The organism is Rossellomorea sp. DUT-2 (assembly GCF_052665285.1).
This window is the reverse complement of sequence record NZ_JBQPEO010000007.1, coordinates 68,432-83,581: the sequence shown is the minus strand read 5'-3', so window position 1 is coordinate 83,581 and position 15,150 is coordinate 68,432. Positions and strand designations below refer to the sequence as shown.

Annotated in this window: 17 protein-coding genes and 11 tRNA genes; 2 read left to right on the top strand and 26 right to left on the bottom strand. The window is 41.0% G+C overall.

Annotated elements, in window-relative coordinates; all coding sequences use genetic code 11:
* Positions 1–141: 141 nt before the first annotated feature.
* The 12 genes from ACOSV2_RS21015 to ACOSV2_RS20960 form a co-directional block, all read right to left on the bottom strand.
* A tRNA-Gly gene (locus ACOSV2_RS21015) sits at positions 142–215 on the bottom strand.
* 14 nt (positions 216–229) lie between these two features.
* A tRNA-Pro gene (locus ACOSV2_RS21010) sits at positions 230–306 on the bottom strand.
* A gap of 55 nt (positions 307–361) precedes the next feature.
* Positions 362–438: transfer RNA gene (locus ACOSV2_RS21005), tRNA-Arg, on the bottom strand.
* Positions 439–457: 19 nt separating this feature from the next.
* Positions 458–543 (bottom strand) — tRNA-Leu (locus tag ACOSV2_RS21000).
* A gap of 84 nt (positions 544–627) precedes the next feature.
* A tRNA-Leu gene (locus ACOSV2_RS20995) sits at positions 628–709 on the bottom strand.
* 37 nt (positions 710–746) lie between these two features.
* Positions 747–822: transfer RNA gene (locus ACOSV2_RS20990), tRNA-Lys, on the bottom strand.
* Positions 823–827: 5 nt separating this feature from the next.
* Positions 828–902: transfer RNA gene (locus tag ACOSV2_RS20985), tRNA-Gln, on the bottom strand.
* A gap of 80 nt (positions 903–982) precedes the next feature.
* Positions 983–1,059 (bottom strand) — tRNA-Asp (locus ACOSV2_RS20980).
* A gap of 85 nt (positions 1,060–1,144) precedes the next feature.
* A tRNA-Glu gene (locus tag ACOSV2_RS20975) sits at positions 1,145–1,216 on the bottom strand.
* A gap of 15 nt (positions 1,217–1,231) precedes the next feature.
* Positions 1,232–1,322: transfer RNA gene (locus tag ACOSV2_RS20970), tRNA-Ser, on the bottom strand.
* A gap of 7 nt (positions 1,323–1,329) precedes the next feature.
* A tRNA-Asn gene (locus tag ACOSV2_RS20965) sits at positions 1,330–1,404 on the bottom strand.
* A 129-nt stretch (positions 1,405–1,533) separates the two neighbouring features.
* Positions 1,534–2,010 (bottom strand): SprT family protein, encoded by a 477-nt coding sequence (locus tag ACOSV2_RS20960; RefSeq protein WP_428976744.1) that lies wholly within the window; start codon positions 2,008–2,010, stop codon positions 1,534–1,536.
* A 149-nt stretch (positions 2,011–2,159) separates the two neighbouring features.
* Between ACOSV2_RS20960 and cmpA the strand changes: the two genes are divergently transcribed.
* On the top strand, positions 2,160–2,273 hold the full coding sequence (gene cmpA, locus ACOSV2_RS20955; protein ID WP_113970254.1) for a cortex morphogenetic protein CmpA: 114 nt from the start codon (positions 2,160–2,162) through the stop codon (positions 2,271–2,273).
* 88 nt (positions 2,274–2,361) lie between these two features.
* Here cmpA and ACOSV2_RS20950 read toward each other — a convergent pair whose 3' ends face one another.
* From ACOSV2_RS20950 to acpS, 14 genes are all read right to left on the bottom strand, one after another.
* Positions 2,362–4,530: a Tex family protein gene (locus ACOSV2_RS20950; RefSeq protein WP_428976743.1), complete on the bottom strand. Its 2,169-nt coding sequence runs from the start codon at positions 4,528–4,530 to the stop codon at positions 2,362–2,364.
* A 737-nt stretch (positions 4,531–5,267) separates the two neighbouring features.
* Entirely contained in the window at positions 5,268–5,864 is a 597-nt protein-coding gene (locus ACOSV2_RS20945) for a PP2C family serine/threonine-protein phosphatase (RefSeq protein WP_113970252.1), read from the bottom strand.
* Positions 5,864–6,661: an RNA polymerase sigma factor SigB gene (sigB, locus tag ACOSV2_RS20940; protein WP_113970251.1), complete on the bottom strand. Its 798-nt coding sequence runs from the start codon at positions 6,659–6,661 to the stop codon at positions 5,864–5,866. The genes ACOSV2_RS20945 and sigB overlap by 1 nt, the downstream gene beginning before the upstream one ends.
* Positions 6,639–7,106 (bottom strand): anti-sigma B factor RsbW, encoded by a 468-nt coding sequence (gene rsbW / locus ACOSV2_RS20935; protein WP_282139240.1) that lies wholly within the window; start codon positions 7,104–7,106, stop codon positions 6,639–6,641. Before rsbW ends, sigB begins: the two co-directional genes overlap by 23 nt.
* Positions 7,106–7,438 (bottom strand): anti-sigma factor antagonist, encoded by a 333-nt coding sequence (locus ACOSV2_RS20930; protein ID WP_428976742.1) that lies wholly within the window; start codon positions 7,436–7,438, stop codon positions 7,106–7,108. Before ACOSV2_RS20930 ends, rsbW begins: the two co-directional genes overlap by 1 nt.
* A gap of 80 nt (positions 7,439–7,518) precedes the next feature.
* Positions 7,519–8,529 (bottom strand): PP2C family protein-serine/threonine phosphatase, encoded by a 1,011-nt coding sequence (locus tag ACOSV2_RS20925; RefSeq protein ID WP_428976741.1) that lies wholly within the window; start codon positions 8,527–8,529, stop codon positions 7,519–7,521.
* Positions 8,530–8,539: 10 nt separating this feature from the next.
* A complete protein-coding gene (locus tag ACOSV2_RS20920) occupies positions 8,540–8,941 on the bottom strand; it encodes an anti-sigma regulatory factor (protein ID WP_044340428.1) in 402 nt (133 codons plus the stop codon).
* A gap of 2 nt (positions 8,942–8,943) precedes the next feature.
* A complete protein-coding gene (locus ACOSV2_RS20915) occupies positions 8,944–9,300 on the bottom strand; it encodes an STAS domain-containing protein (protein ID WP_034763058.1) in 357 nt (118 codons plus the stop codon).
* Positions 9,297–10,127, bottom strand: a complete 831-nt coding sequence (locus ACOSV2_RS20910) for an RsbT co-antagonist protein RsbRA (protein WP_428976740.1) — start codon at positions 10,125–10,127, stop codon at positions 9,297–9,299. Before ACOSV2_RS20910 ends, ACOSV2_RS20915 begins: the two co-directional genes overlap by 4 nt.
* 414 nt (positions 10,128–10,541) lie before the next feature.
* A complete protein-coding gene (gene ndoA, locus ACOSV2_RS20905; RefSeq protein ID WP_034763063.1) occupies positions 10,542–10,892 on the bottom strand; it encodes a type II toxin-antitoxin system endoribonuclease NdoA in 351 nt (116 codons plus the stop codon).
* A 4-nt stretch (positions 10,893–10,896) separates the two neighbouring features.
* Positions 10,897–11,178: a CopG family ribbon-helix-helix protein gene (locus ACOSV2_RS20900; protein WP_032085355.1), complete on the bottom strand. Its 282-nt coding sequence runs from the start codon at positions 11,176–11,178 to the stop codon at positions 10,897–10,899.
* 126 nt (positions 11,179–11,304) lie between these two features.
* Positions 11,305–12,510 (bottom strand): alanine racemase, encoded by a 1,206-nt coding sequence (gene alr, locus ACOSV2_RS20895; RefSeq protein WP_428976739.1) that lies wholly within the window; start codon positions 12,508–12,510, stop codon positions 11,305–11,307.
* Positions 12,511–12,791: 281 nt separating this feature from the next.
* Entirely contained in the window at positions 12,792–13,805 is a 1,014-nt protein-coding gene (locus ACOSV2_RS20890; protein ID WP_428976738.1) for a LolA family protein, read from the bottom strand.
* Between the two features lie 224 nt (positions 13,806–14,029).
* Positions 14,030–14,380 (bottom strand): holo-ACP synthase, encoded by a 351-nt coding sequence (gene acpS / locus ACOSV2_RS20885; RefSeq protein ID WP_428976737.1) that lies wholly within the window; start codon positions 14,378–14,380, stop codon positions 14,030–14,032.
* Between the two features lie 162 nt (positions 14,381–14,542).
* Between acpS and ACOSV2_RS20880 the strand changes: the two genes are divergently transcribed.
* Positions 14,543–15,127, top strand: a complete 585-nt coding sequence (locus ACOSV2_RS20880; RefSeq protein ID WP_428976736.1) for a rhomboid family intramembrane serine protease — start codon at positions 14,543–14,545, stop codon at positions 15,125–15,127.
* The last annotated feature ends 23 nt before the right edge of the window (positions 15,128–15,150 follow it).

Sequence of the window (15,150 nt, the reverse complement as noted above, 5' to 3'; positions counted from 1 at the left end):
GCACGCCGCCAGCGTTCGTCCTGAGCCAGGATCAAACTCTCCGATAAAAGTTTGAATAGCTCTTTAAAAATAAATCTAGAATTAACGTTGACGTATTGTCTTGTTTTGTTCAGTTTTCAAGGTTCAATAAAAGTAATAAATTGGAGCGGGTGAAGGGAATCGAACCCTCATCATCAGCTTGGAAGGCTGAGGTTTTACCACTAAACTACACCCGCATATAATATTGTGATGGTCGGGAAGACAGGATTCGAACCTGCGACCCCTTGGTCCCAAACCAAGTGCTCTACCAAGCTGAGCTACTTCCCGCTAGAAAAGCATATGTATTACTATGAGTATGAAACACTCGCTTGTAGAAATAAGATGGCGCGCCCGAGAGGAGTCGAACCCCTAACCTTTTGATCCGTAGTCAAACGCTCTATCCAATTGAGCTACGGGCGCAATATGTTTTAAATCCTTTTGGTGCGGCCGAGAGGACTTGAACCTCCACGGGGTCGCCCCCACTAGGCCCTCAACCTAGCGCGTCTGCCATTCCGCCACGACCGCGTTTAAAGCGACAAACACTATTATAACGAGGATACTCTGTTGTGTCAACAACTTTTCAAAAAGTCATTTAAACAACTTTCAAAGTGCGGGTGAAGGGACTTGAACCCCCACGCCTTGCGGCGCCAGATCCTAAGTCTGGTGCGTCTGCCAATTCCGCCACACCCGCATAAATGGTTAGATGTTTTGCTATCGCAAAAAATCTTTGGTGAGCCATGAAGGATTCGAACCTTCGACCCTCTGATTAAAAGTCAGATGCTCTACCAACTGAGCTAATGGCTCTTAAATGGCTGGGCTAGCTGGATTCGAACCAACGCATGTCGCAGTCAAAGTGCGATGCCTTACCGCTTGGCTATAGCCCAATGTTTCGTCAAAAAGTGACGAGGTTTATATAATAACATGTCCAAAACATTAAAGTCAATAACTTTTTAAATAAATAATCTGGCGGTCCGGACGGGACTCGAACCCGCGACCTCCTGCGTGACAGGCAGGCATTCTAACCAACTGAACTACCGGACCAGAGTTTTTTGCTTTAGCAAAATAACTTTCATTATTTGCGCTAGCAAAATGAATATTCATTAAGTTGCAATAACAAAAATAAAAATGACCCATACGGGATTCGAACCCGTGTTACCGCCGTGAAAGGGCGGTGTCTTAACCGCTTGACCAATGGGCCATGTTCTGAAAGTAATGGCGGAGAAGGAGGGATTTGAACCCTCGCGCCAGTTGCCCGACCTACACCCTTAGCAGGGGCGCCTCTTCAGCCACTTGAGTACTTCCCCATAAAAATGGCTCCGCAGGCAAGATTCGAACTTGCGACCGATCGGTTAACAGCCGATAGCTCTACCACTGAGCTACTGCGGAACGTAAAGCATTCTTTCGCTTAACTCGTCTTATCGACTCTTTAGATTATAATGACTCCGCAATTTATTGTCAACTACTTTCAAACACTTTTCATTAGAAAAAGATGCTCATGATCAAGGGAGTAACCACTCAGGATTTCCCTTCCTTCATAATAACTTCCTTCACTAATTTAAGCTTGCCTTTACAACGTCCACACACGTATTTTCTTATATTGATCTTCCTTCTTCTTTTAAACTCCAACCCGCACTTCGAGCACACATAAATCAAATACCTTTTTCTATTATTCACACTCGTTAATATCGAACAATGTCTTGGACCCCCAACTTCATTTAGAAGCCTCTTAAAATCTTCATCTCCATGCTTATATCCTTTACCTTCAATATGCAAATGATAATGACACAACTCATGTTTAATGATTCCTATTAATTCATCCATACCATGCTCGTCCAAATATTTACGATTAATATCAATATTATGACTACCTAACATATACCTTCCCCCAGTGGTTCTTAGTCTTGGGTTGAAATATGCTTTATGAAGGAAAGGCTTACGAAAAGATTGAATAGATATTTTTTCAACAAGAAATTGAAGCTCAGCGTCCGTCATATGAAATCCTTCTTTCTAAATTAGAACATGACAACCTATTATAGCATAAACTAGATATCACCCTTACTGTTTCAGCATGACAAAATACTCAAAGGAATGTCATCACACGGATTCAGCTGGCACTTTCTTAGAGATAAGGAGGTTACCCCATGCCTAATTGGCTTGTGAATCAATTGAGGAGAGCCTATTTTGAGAAGGATCGATATCAAATCAAGCTCCTTAATCAATGCTGGTATTTTTACCGTAAGAAGAACAGCTCTTAAGTATGAACATTAATCATACCCCATCCTAAATGGCAAAAAGAGCTGACCTGAGATAGCATTCACTACCCCGCAGTCAGCTCTTACCTGATTATTGAATCATCGTCAATGCGACTCGGCCTTTTTGAACATCCACGCTATCAACCCAAACGGTTACAACATCCCCAACAGACACCACATCTAATGGATGCTTAACAAAACCATTTTTCAGTTTTGAAATGTGGACAAGTCCATCTTGTTTCACACCAACATCGATAAACGCACCGAAATCCACTACATTTCTTACTGTCCCTTGTAACTCCATACCTTGTGTTAAATCTTCTAGTTTCAAGACATCCTTCTTGAGAAGAGGTCTAGGAAATTCATCCCGTGGATCACGCCCTGGTCGAATTAACGAATCTACAATATCTTTCAGCGTTAACTTCCCTATTTCCAACTCCTCAGAAACCTCTTCTAAATTCAATTGGTTCAAAGATTGTTTCAATTCTTCTGACCCTATGTCAGCTACACTCAAACCAACTTTCACAAGAAGCTTCTTCACATCGTTATAATTGTCCGGATGAATAGATGTTCGATCAAGTATCTCTTTCCCATCCATTATTCTCAGGAATCCTATACATTGCTCGTACGTTTTTGCACCTAGTCTTGGAATTTTCTTTAATTGGGATCTGGAAACAAACTTGCCTTCTTCTTCTCTCTTTTTCACAATATTAGTAGCCACCGTCTTGGAGAGTCCCGCAACATATTGTAATAGTGATGAGGAGGCAGTATTCACATTTACGCCCACTTGGTTTACAGCGGTTTCCACTACGAAGGTTAAAGATTCATTTAGCTTCTTTTGTGAAACATCATGTTGATATTGCCCTACCCCAACTGATTTAGGATCGATTTTCACTAATTCAGCTAACGGATCCTGCAATCTTCTTGCAATGGAGACGGCACTTCTTTCTTCAACCTGAAGGTCCGGAAACTCTTCTCTTGCCACATCTGATGCTGAATAAACACTCGCTCCCGCTTCGTTGACTATTAAATAGAAGATCGATTGATCCATATCTTTTAACACATTTACAACAAATTGCTCGGTTTCCCTGGATGCCGTCCCATTTCCAATAGCCACAACCTCAATCGAATATTTTGTCATTATCGCTTTTATTGCTTCTTCCGCCTTTGCGAGTTGAGACTGGGATGAATGTGGATAAATCACATTTATATCAAGAGTTTTTCCTGTTTCATCAATGACCGCTAATTTACAGCCTGTTCGGAAAGCAGGATCGACACCCAAGACCATTTTTCCTTTCATCGGTGGCTGAAGCAATAGCTTTCTCAAGTTTTCAGAGAAGATATGAATGGCTTGATCCTCTGCTTTCTCTGTCAATTCATTACGAATTTCTCTTTCTACCGATGGTTGGATCAGCCTTTTATAGCTATCTTCCACAGCTTCCTTCACAAGAGGGACGGAGATGGAATGAACATTTTTAATGACCTGTCTTTGCAAATAGTTAAGGATACCTTCTGCATCAGGCTGGATATTCACCTTTAATATATCCTCCTTTTCCCCTCTGTTCATTGCTAAAATGCGATGAGGAACTACTTTATGAATGGGTTCTTGATAAGAGTAGTACATTTCGAAGACCTTTTTTTCGTCTCCCTCTTCCTTTTTTACCTTTGATTCAATTAACCCTTTACGGAATGTATAACTTCTTATGTATTCTCGGTATGAAGCTTCATCAGAAATGTACTCAGCAATAATGTCTTTTGCTCCATTTAAAGCTTCCTCGGTTGTCATTACTTCCTTTTCTTCAGACACGTAGAGAGAAGCCTTTTCTTCAAGCTCTCCTGATGCCGGGAATGTAAGGATCCATTCCGCCAGTGGTTCCAGTCCTTTTTCTTTCGCTATGGTCGCTTTTGTTCTTCTTTTTTGCTTATATGGACGGTACAAATCTTCTACCGTTTGCAGCTTATCCGCCTTTTTAATGGCCTGGGTTAACTCTTCAGTCAACTTCCCCTGTTCTTCAATCAATCGAAGAACTTCTTCTTTTCTTTGCTCTAAATTTTGCAGGTAATTCCATTTATCCATAATATTACGGATTTGAACTTCGTCTAGTGCTCCGGTCTGTTCTTTCCGGTACCGTGCGATGAAAGGAACTGTGTTCCCTTCCTCCAGTAGTGAGATGACGTTTTTCACATTTTTTATTGATAGGTTCAATTCTTTGGATACTCTGATAAGTAATGGTTCTTGATTTGTTAATGTTGCTGCCAATTGTATTACCTCCATTAAAAGGATTCTTATTTATTTTACCATAATTGTCTTTGAGGATTGAAAAGGCGGCTTAAAACATAAAGCATATATCTGATGAATTGAATTGAAACTTTGTCTCCGCAATCCACACTGTGACCGTTCCTTTCCGCTACAGGCACTTCCTTTCCGCGGGGAGGAAGTCGAGCCTCCTCGACGTTCCGTCTGCGGGGTCTCGACCTTTCCTCTATTTCCCGCAGGAGTTAAGTGCCTTCCGCTACAATCCACTCTTCGCTACTATCCAAACTAACATCAAGGAAGAAGAAAATTAACTAATACCGTCCCCCGATCCAGCACTCACTGAATTCCTGGGGTAAGTAAAAATCCAACTGTTTTTGTAAAAGACTCTATTCGTAAAGTTTGTTGCTATTGTAGAGGAGAAAGTAATAGTTGATTTCCGCTCCAGGATGCTCACTTTCCGCGGGGCTGGCGGTGAGCCTCCTCGGCAAGTCTCCGGGGTCTCACCTGTCCAGCTATTCCCGCAGGAGTCGAGCATCCTGCAGCGAGAATCAACTTTCTTAGCATCGCTTTGTTTGAAAAGGCGAATTTAATAACATCAATTTTTCAGCCTTTCGAAGAAGGCTTAATGTTGAACGGAAAACTCTGTTCAATTAACATCATTATTCAACTGAATTTACACCCTACCATTGCAATCAACTTTTTAAAGGGCTTATAAACAAAAAAAACTTACCCTAAGACCGTTAGAGTAAGTTTCCTATAATGTATGTTGTATCATCTGATGTACCGTCGACTAGAGATTGAATATCACCTAAAGCGCCATGAAGCGTTGGATATCTTTGAAGGATATTTTTTACTCCTGATATACTCAGTCCATCTGAGTGAATGAGAAATCTTGAGTTGGAATCGTAATGAAAACGTTGGGTCTTATATGTTTGCGGCCTTCCGGATAAATACCCTGTAACCGGTAATGGATAAGTCATCTTTCCTTCAGGTGCATACATATAAAAACGTATATTTCCTACACAGCTATACACAAACTCTTTGGAATGGTAATAAGCTTTAATGATCGCTACTGCAGCGCCTCGTTTTTTCTGAAGAGCTTCGTTACAACGACTCATGAGGGTTTCAACATCCTCATGGTGATGTTCTTCCACTATATCGACGACCACATGAGACGATTCATAAGCAAACTTACCACTTCCTAAACCATCGGCCAAAACACAGATAAAGTATTCGCTTGTAGAGGTATAGAAATAACTGTCTCCACAATAAGGATTTCCGTTTTTCGATACTTGCTCTGCATAAAGCTCTATTTCATTTTGTTGAAGATAAGCCATTAATAATGACTCTCCGAATCGTTCATCTCTTCCTGAATGGCTTCCCTAAGCTTTTTAATCGCTCTTCTTTGTAATCGGGAAACATGCATTTGGGAAATGCCGAGCTTTTCGCCAGCTTCTTTTTGGCTTAAATTTTCTAAATAGGTGTGTTGTATAATAGCCTTTTCTCTGTCGGAAAGAACATGAAGCACTTTCTCAAGAACGAGTCGCTGGTTGACTTTCTCGTAGCCCTCATCCTGGTCTCCCACAATATCCAATATTGTAACAGTGCTTCCCTCTGAATCCGCTTCAATCGAGTGATCCACTGATAAAGCTTGATAACTCCTGCCCATTTCCATTGCTTCCAGAACTTCTTCTTCACTAACTTCCAGATATTCAGCAATTTCATGGACTTGAGGAGAACGTTCTAATTGGTTGGTTAACTCTTCAACCGTAGATTTTATTTTCGGACCAAGCTCTTTTATTCTTCGTGGAACATGTACGCTCCACGTTTTATCTCGCAGGAACCTTTTTATCTCTCCAATGATTGTCGGAATCGCAAAAGCCTCGAATGATCTACCGAAAGATTCATCGTACCTTCTGATTGCACCAAGCAATCCAATCATCCCTACTTGGATAATGTCTTCGTGGAAAGACCTTCCCTTTGAATATTTCCTCGCAATGGACTCAACAAGATTCTGATAATGTAAGATCAGTTGACTTTGTGCATCGTCATCTTGTCTTTCCTGATAGTCTTTGATCCATTGAAGTACTTTTTCTTTTTGAGCCTGCTGGTTAGGTTGAGATAGTTTTTTCATCCCTCTCCACCTGCTCCCCTGATAGGAATTTAGTCATAAAGACTGTAACTCCCTCCTTGTGATGCACTTTTACATCATCCATCAAGCTCTCAATAAGGTAAAGGCCTAACCCACCTTCTCTTAAGAACTCCACTGAATGATCGGCATGATAAGGACCAACAGCACTGCGAATTTCTTTAAAATCAAAACTTTCACCGTGATCCGCTACCATAACCTCAAGACGATCCTCATATAGCGCGAATCCAACAACCACTTCTCCGTCGTTGTCTTTATACGCATGCTGAACCGCATTTGTGATAGCTTCACTAGTAGCAATCTTCAAATCCTCAATTGCATCGTAGTCAAATCCCATACGACTTGCAATTCCTGAAAGCGTCAAACGAATGACCCCGACATACTCCGGCTTTGCGGGAATCTTCATCTCGATGTAATCAAAAGCTTTCATCATTCCACGCCACCTTCTACCTTGGAATTAATATTCATAATATCCCCTAAACCTGTAATATCAAACAGTCTCTGCAGACGATCGGATAAACCGATTAGATTTAATTGCCCACCGCGAGCTTTAACTGTTTTGAAAAGACCAACAAATACACCTAATCCAGTACTATCCATATATGATACTTCTGAAAGATCCACCGTTATATCTTTATTATCAGCCTCAGCAGAGGGTAAAAGCGTTTCTTTAAGCTTCGGAGCTGTATATGCATCAATTTCACCGGCTACTTTGACGAGTAGCTCGTTCTCTTTTTCTTTCATATCTATTGATAAGTTCATAAAAAGACCACCTTTTTTTTGGCAACATTTATAATAAGTCCTTATACATTTACCCTATTTATGACAAGAATAAACTTTATTTATGAATTTCTTTTTATGATGATTAGAGTGAAATCGTCTCTAAGCTCAAAGTGCTGCATCTTCTCGAGTTGTTTGTATACATTATTGACAATCTCTTGAGGGGGAAGGTGATGGTACTTGCTTATTAATTGAACCAAATCTTCCCTTTCGATGAAGCCATCTTCGGAACGGCACTCTGTTACTCCATCGGAGAGAAGGATGATCATATCACCTGTCTCAACCTGTCTTTCGTATTGTCGGTACTTCGCTTTTTTATCTACACCTAATAAAAGACCCTTTGCATCAAGATCTTCAAATTCATTGGTTGACTCTCTATAAAAAAAGCCGGGTTCATGCCCAGCTGATGAGTATGAAAATAGATGTTCCTTCGAATTGTATACACCGTAAAACATGGTTATAAACATACTTGCATCCACATTTTGTTCCACTACTCTGTTTAAGCTTTCCAAAACAGCATTAGGTTCATTCCGGTACTCAGGTAAACTATCCATTGCATACTTGATCATGGACATGCAAAGAGCTGCAGGTATACCCTTACCAATTACATCGGCAATGGCAACACTGACGCTGTCATTCTCATCCTGAACAAAGTGATAGTAATCTCCGTTCATCTTTTTGGCAGGTACACTTACAGCTCCAATGTCCAAGGCTTCCACTGAAGGGATGACCGTCCCTAACAGGGTTTGTTGCATATTGGATGCTACATCTATTTCGTTATTTAATTCTTGTTGTTTGGTTCGTAGACTCTGATGCTCCCGATAAGCAAAACCATAGCCAATCATGACTTCAAGTAAAATATCGAATGAGTGAAGTACTTGATGTGGTATATTAGGCTCCATTTCTAATATCACACTCTTATGGAGACTAATGATTTCCTCTGGCGAAACATGGTGCTCAATTGATTTACGACTAAATTTCTGTCCTAAATAAAGGGCTTTTTCATCTTGTTCGTTTAGGTAGTGCTCTATAATTTCTCTATATTTAGAATCCATTAAATCTCTGAAATTCATTTAACTCCCCCTAGCGGAGCCACTTAGTCGCTCTGATATCCGTCCCTTCTCCAGGCACAGACTCGACGTTAAACTCGTCCATTAAACGCTTTACTCCAGGCAAACCTGCTCCTAAGCCGCCTGATGTGGAATATCCATCTTCCATTACTTTTCTAATATCTGCAATACCAGGACCTTCATCCAATGCGATAATTCGCACACCTTTTTTCCCGGAATCGAATAACTTTTCAATACAAATCTGACCATAGCCAGCATATAAATATATGTTCCGTGCTAATTCGCTGATAGCCGTAGTGATACGAGCTTGGTCAACGGTCCCGAATCCGAGCTCTTTCGCTACATTCCTCCCTAACTGGCGGGCAGCAACGATGTCCCATTCATTCGTGATCTTCACGCAGGATTGGCTATCCATACCTAGTCCCCCAGTTCCAATTGTAATTTCTCCAGACCTTTTTCCAGATCCAGAGCGGTCAGGACGTCCTCTAACCTGATACCAAGCTCGATCAACGTTATCGCTACAGCAGGCTGGATGCCCGTGATGACTACTTTAGCACCCATTAATCTTGACATATTTATAACATCCCCAAGTACTTTAGCAATGAATGAATCTATAAAATCTATGGAAGTAATATCGATTACTACCCCTCTGGCGCTGGTTTCGTGAATCTTCTGCAGAAGATCTTCTTGAAATTGAAGGGCTGTTTGATCATCAAGCTCCCACTGAATGGAAATCAACAAACAATCATGCAGCTTTAAAATTGGTATTCTCACTCTAATCCCTCCACCGAAACTATTTTTCGATTTGTCATTTCCAGAGCCTTTTCTATTCCTTTTCTTAACGTACTATTTGTACTGAACTGATTAAGATCAATTCCTAAATTAACGATCGTCTGGGCAATCTCAGGTCTGATTCCCACCAGCATACATTTTGCCCCGACTAAACGCACAGCTTCTGCCGCCTGAATGATATGATGAGCAACCATGGTATCCACTACCGGTACACCTGTTATATCAATCAGCACAACTTCCGCTCTATGCTTCACCACACCATTTAACAGGTTTTCCATGATCAAGCGGGCACGTTCAGTATCGATGGTGCCGACAAGAGGCATTATGGAAATCTTTTCGAATACCGGTATGAGTGGTGCAGATAATTCCTGCAATGCTATCTTTTGAAGAGAAACCGTTCTTTCCCACGATTCAGTATAAGCTTTAACCACTTTGTTATACATCGGTGTAAGCCATTGGTCAAACTTCTCAACCTGTGAAGCGTGATTTTCATCTGTGATCAGCTGATCCTTAGTCATACCTTCGTAAACCACTTTACCAAATGTACCTAAAGCAGTTGTCACAAATGTCAGAGGCCATCCCAACCTGACAACCTTTTCAGCGAAATCCTCCAACCGGCTATTGAACTCCTTGGAATCTCTTAAGTTAGAAGCAATCATTTCTACAAACTCATGGCTTGTCTTAGTAAATACTTGATCTGAAACAACTTGAAGAAACTTCTCATCCGCTTCGTTCCTCATTCGTTCCATCCAAATACTAGTGATATCTGATTTATTATCATGAATATAATCCGTGACTTCACTAAACATTTAGTTCTCTCCATTCTATCATATGAAATTTGTACTTCGTATTTATGCCGAATGATGTAACTTAATTTTAAAGTAGTTTACAACAGTGAACTAAAAAATGACGTAATTACTTTAATAGTAACAAATAAATACAAAAAAGAAAAAACCTATGCCTTTTCGGGTATTTTTAGTGCTTACTTTTCCCATTATAAATTGTTTACGGTGTTTTGTCATAAAATTGACTATATTTCCATTATCCATATTCTTCTTTTGGGGTTAATTGGAACTAGACTTCTCTTCTAAAAAGGAAAAAAGAAAAAACAAAAAGGCTTAATGATCAAGAATGTTGTTGATCAGCAAGCCTTCTGGTTTGAAGTTATATTGTTCCTATTGTATAGCATGATAAAGTATCTGCACACGATGAAAAGCTCATGGTTAGAACTGGATTAGACCTACACTGATTTGCAGGGCGTCATCCACTTTTTCCATCATCTCATCATCCAAGTGCGTAATCTTATCGGTAAGACGTTGTTTATCAATCGTTCGAATCTGTTCAAGCAAGATAACGGAATCACGTTCAAAGCCATAACGTTTTGCATCAATTTCAACATGAGTAGGCAGTTTCGCTTTTTGAATTTGAGCGGTAATGGCAGCTACAATAATTGTGGGACTAAACCTGTTCCCTATATCATTTTGAATAACAAGTACCGGCCGAACTCCGCCTTGTTCTGATCCTACAACAGGAGAAAGGTCTGCAAAATATACGTCACCACGCTTTACAATCAAAGGATTAACCCCCGCTTACTAAGCGTTCGACTGTATGTTCTGCCTCATATTCTGCTTGAATCGCTTCTGAAGCGATTGCGAGATTAATCTTAGCCATTTCCATATAGCCGCGTCTCATAGATTCACGTAATTGTCTCTTCTTACGCTCTCTTAAATACATTTTGGTTGCACGATAAATAAACTCATTGCGATTCACATTTTCTTGATCTGCAAAGCCGTCTAATTCTGTAACGAGCTGTTGCGGTAGACGAATTAAGATTTCTGTTGTTGCGCTGGATTCAGACACAAACTACACCTCCACCAATCACTACATACCGTTTCTGTTCATTAACATATTTATCATACCATCAATTAAGGGGAATGAAAAGTTAATTTATCAATCTCTTCTATTATCCACCATATAAAATACTAATTATTCATCAATTTGGCGGTTATTTTCCTGTTGACTGTGAATACCTGTCGATAAGAGTTTATTCGATACTTCCGTCGGCTCCCCGTTTCGCATATAGATACGCGGCACTCTCGTAGTGATCATACAAGGGATCTCATAGTTAATGGTATCAAGCTTATCAGCGATTTCATCCATTGTAATCGCTTCTTCACCCTGATTGCCTATTAACGTTACACGGGTACCCCTATCAAGAAATCCAGGCAGCCGAATCATACATTGATCCATACATACCCTTCCAACAATTGGAACTCTCTCACCGTTCACAATGACGTCCTGACCTTGTAATTTACGCAGCCAGCCATCAGCGTATCCAATGGGGATCGTCCCAATCCACTCTGCTTCTCCCGTTTCATAAGTAGCCCCATAGCTCACTTTCTCTCCAGCTGAAAGTTCTTTTGTATGAATAAGTCTGGAATGAAGAGAAAACACTTCTTTTAAAGGAAAAGGCAGCTCGGGCTTCATCTCTTGAGATGGAGTCAGTCCATACATGGCAATTCCCACCCGCACAGCATTAAAGAGGGTGTTGGTTTTCCTTAATGTAGCGGCACTATTTGAAGAATGAATATAAGCTGGTAATGACTCCAGTTGATTCAGCATGTATTCAAATCGAGCTAACTGCCGGTCAAGATAGTCATCGTTTAACTCATCAGCTGTGGCAAAATGGGTAAAGATCCCCTCAAGCTTAAATTGGGAATGAGCTTGAACATACTGTTCGATAGCCATTAATTCCTCAGTGGAACGAACGCCTATCCGACCCATCCCGGTATCGCACTTGATATGAAGGTTTAATCGATCTCCTTCTGACAGCTGATTTTCGGCTTCCACAAGCCACTCTTGATGGAATGTGGTTAACGAAATATCCAAATCGGCCGCAATCTTGACATCTTTCGGTCTCGTAACACCTAATACGAGAATCGGAGCGGATACGCCTGCTCTTCTTAACGAAATCGCTTCGTCTAAGAATGCAACAGCTAAGCCGTGTGCCCCAGCAGAAAGAGCAGTAAAAGCGGTTTGCACATCCCCATGCCCATAAGCATTCGCTTTCACTACCGCAAACACTTTTACATCTCCAGGAATATGGTCTCTAATATTCTTTACGTTTTCATATAAATGATCTAGGTTGATTTCTGCCCATGTATCACGAAAAAATTGGGTCTGGGTTTCCACTCTGTTCACTTCCTCATATCTTTACACAAAACATTGTCATTCTATTCAAGAATACCATTGATTATTCATATTTTCATTCATTGTGTCAAATAGAATTTTGAAGAGGGGGGGTGGATAAGTGTTTATGAGGCCGTTCGAGGAAGACCTTTGGGTTTTTAGAGCGATATTAATTTCTTTTACTGGCGTTGGGTAGATGATACTTTTATTTCTCTTCTATCACCTCTCCCTCACGCACACCAAGAAAAGAGGCGAACCTGATAGGCCCGCCCCGTTCAGTTATTTTATTTCACCATCGAACCTTGTACGGATTGAGCTACCATCACCATCTCAGAAGGAGTCAGGTCATTGGAGGCAAGCATATAGTCCACTCCGTTATTGGTCCATCTGATTGATTGCTCTGTCATGGCCGCTACTGTGAATCCTAAGTCCACTAATTCACCTTTAAGAGAAGTAGAAACCGTCATCGTTGGAACGACCGTTGTTTTTTCTTGTACGATAGTGAAGGATTTTTCACCATCGTACGTTAAGATTACGCGTTTACCCGTATCGGTGGCGACTTCTTTTTCTTCAATTAATTCGGTGCCGGTGATTTCAGACATTGGGTAAAGAACAGTGAATTCTGTGTCCTCTACATTTGCCGTAACCGGTACTTCAAGTTGGGCACCTGTCATGTTTTTCTTCATGTCGAAGTCTTTTTTATCGAATCCGGCTTTCATATCCATCTTGGAGAACTCTACTTTTACAAGTGGATTTTTATCAGAATCCAATACATTGACCGATGACGGCGTAAGGTCTTTCTTGTTAAAGGCAATCTCTTGAGTCGGAAGCATCTGACTGTTTTGATAGCGTGTCTTCGTGTTAAAGATGTAGTGATCCTTTGTTTCTTTGAATGTAGCCTCTTTATCCTCTAACACATCTTGAACAAGCGATTCATACAAGTACGCCTGACTGCTATTTTCAGGCCAGTTGCTTTGGAATCGGAAGCTTTTGTTCAGTGCCGGCGTAAGGACAAATACTCCCTCATCATTACGTAAGATCATTTGACTCTGATCTTTCGCAGCGTTCTTTAATGCCACTCGATAATAATTAGGGTCATTATGCCACACTTCCACATCATAGGTTTGAGGCTCGTCGCCCACCTGCAGGGTCATTTTTGCATCTGCTTTGTACCCCTTCATATCCTCTACTTTAGCCTTAAGATCCTTGGTTACATCTTCTTTCGATTGCTCTCCACAAGCAGCCAGCATAAGCACCGCTAACATGGCCATCACTAGTATCACTAGCTTTTTCTTCATTTTTTCAACCCCTTTTGTCCCAGGATAAACGTAATTGAGAGAGGGGAAAGCCAGCCGTCTAAGAATGGACGATCCTTATAGAAAGCCCCGTTCCTTAGTCCAATTGCCATTCGCCAAAGAACCGCGATTGTTAAACACCTGGCCTTGTCTCTCTTATTGCACTACTGAATATATGAGACAACCTGAAGGATTATGCTAGTGAAGATGACAAGCTTGAAATAATTTTACTCTTCGATGATCACCTGTGCAGCCGCAAATTCCCGGCTGTGAGTGATGGATAGATGAGCATTCGCCCCATCCGGCTTTGAAAAATAAGGCTTTCCGTTCGGATCCTTACTGATTTCAATATCCTGAAAGGAGAGTGCTGTTCCGATGCCCGTTCCATTCGCCTTGGCAAAAGCTTCTTTGGCTGCAAATCGTCCTGCTGCGAACTCAATCTTGCGCTGCTCGTTTAATGTAGAGAAAGCATCCTCCTCCTTAGCTGTTAAAATTCTCTTAACGAACTTCGGCTGCCGTTCAATCATCCTCTGAATGCGCCCTGTTTCAACGATGTCCAATCCTATTCCTTTTATCATATGCGATTCCCCTTCTACTCTTGTCCTGTCTTGCATAATTGTATAATGAACTATACTCGTGATTTCCGACGTTTTCTTATACTATAGTATTGACTGCGTTTTTTTTAAATAAATGATTTAGTAATGCTATAAAAAGAAACAACCTACTTAGGAGGATACAATATGTTTGTCCGGACTGAAAGTTTTTCACAATTTTTACGGTTCTACCCCATTATTTCCCTGATTGTATTCATTCATATCGCCCTATACCTTGTCAGTGCACTTCCTATTTTTCCACAACTGTGGGTGTACGAGCAGCTGGCCGGTGTGAATTTATTTATTAGCGAAGGAGAATGGTGGAGACTCGTCACCCCTATCTTTGTACATTTGGGATTCGCTCATCTGCTGTTCAATTCGTTTTCCCTTGTCCTGTTTGGCCCCCCATTGGAAAAGCATCTGGGAAAAGCGAAGTTTATCGGTCTATATTTAGCAAGCGGCGTGTTTGCCAATATCATTACGTATATTATCAAGCCCCTTACGTATAGTCATGTGGGAGCATCAGGAGCGATTTTCGGGTTATTCGGCTTTTACATCGCCATGATTATTTTAAAAAATCATTTCATCACGAGAGAAAGCCGGCAAATCATCCTACCGATCGTCGTCATTGGTGTAGTCATGACCTTCATGCAATCAGGAATCAACATAACGGCCCATATCTTCGGACTAATCGGCGGCTTTGTGATCGGGTGGATTTCAAGTAATAAATAAGAAACAAAAGTGACCCGCTAACG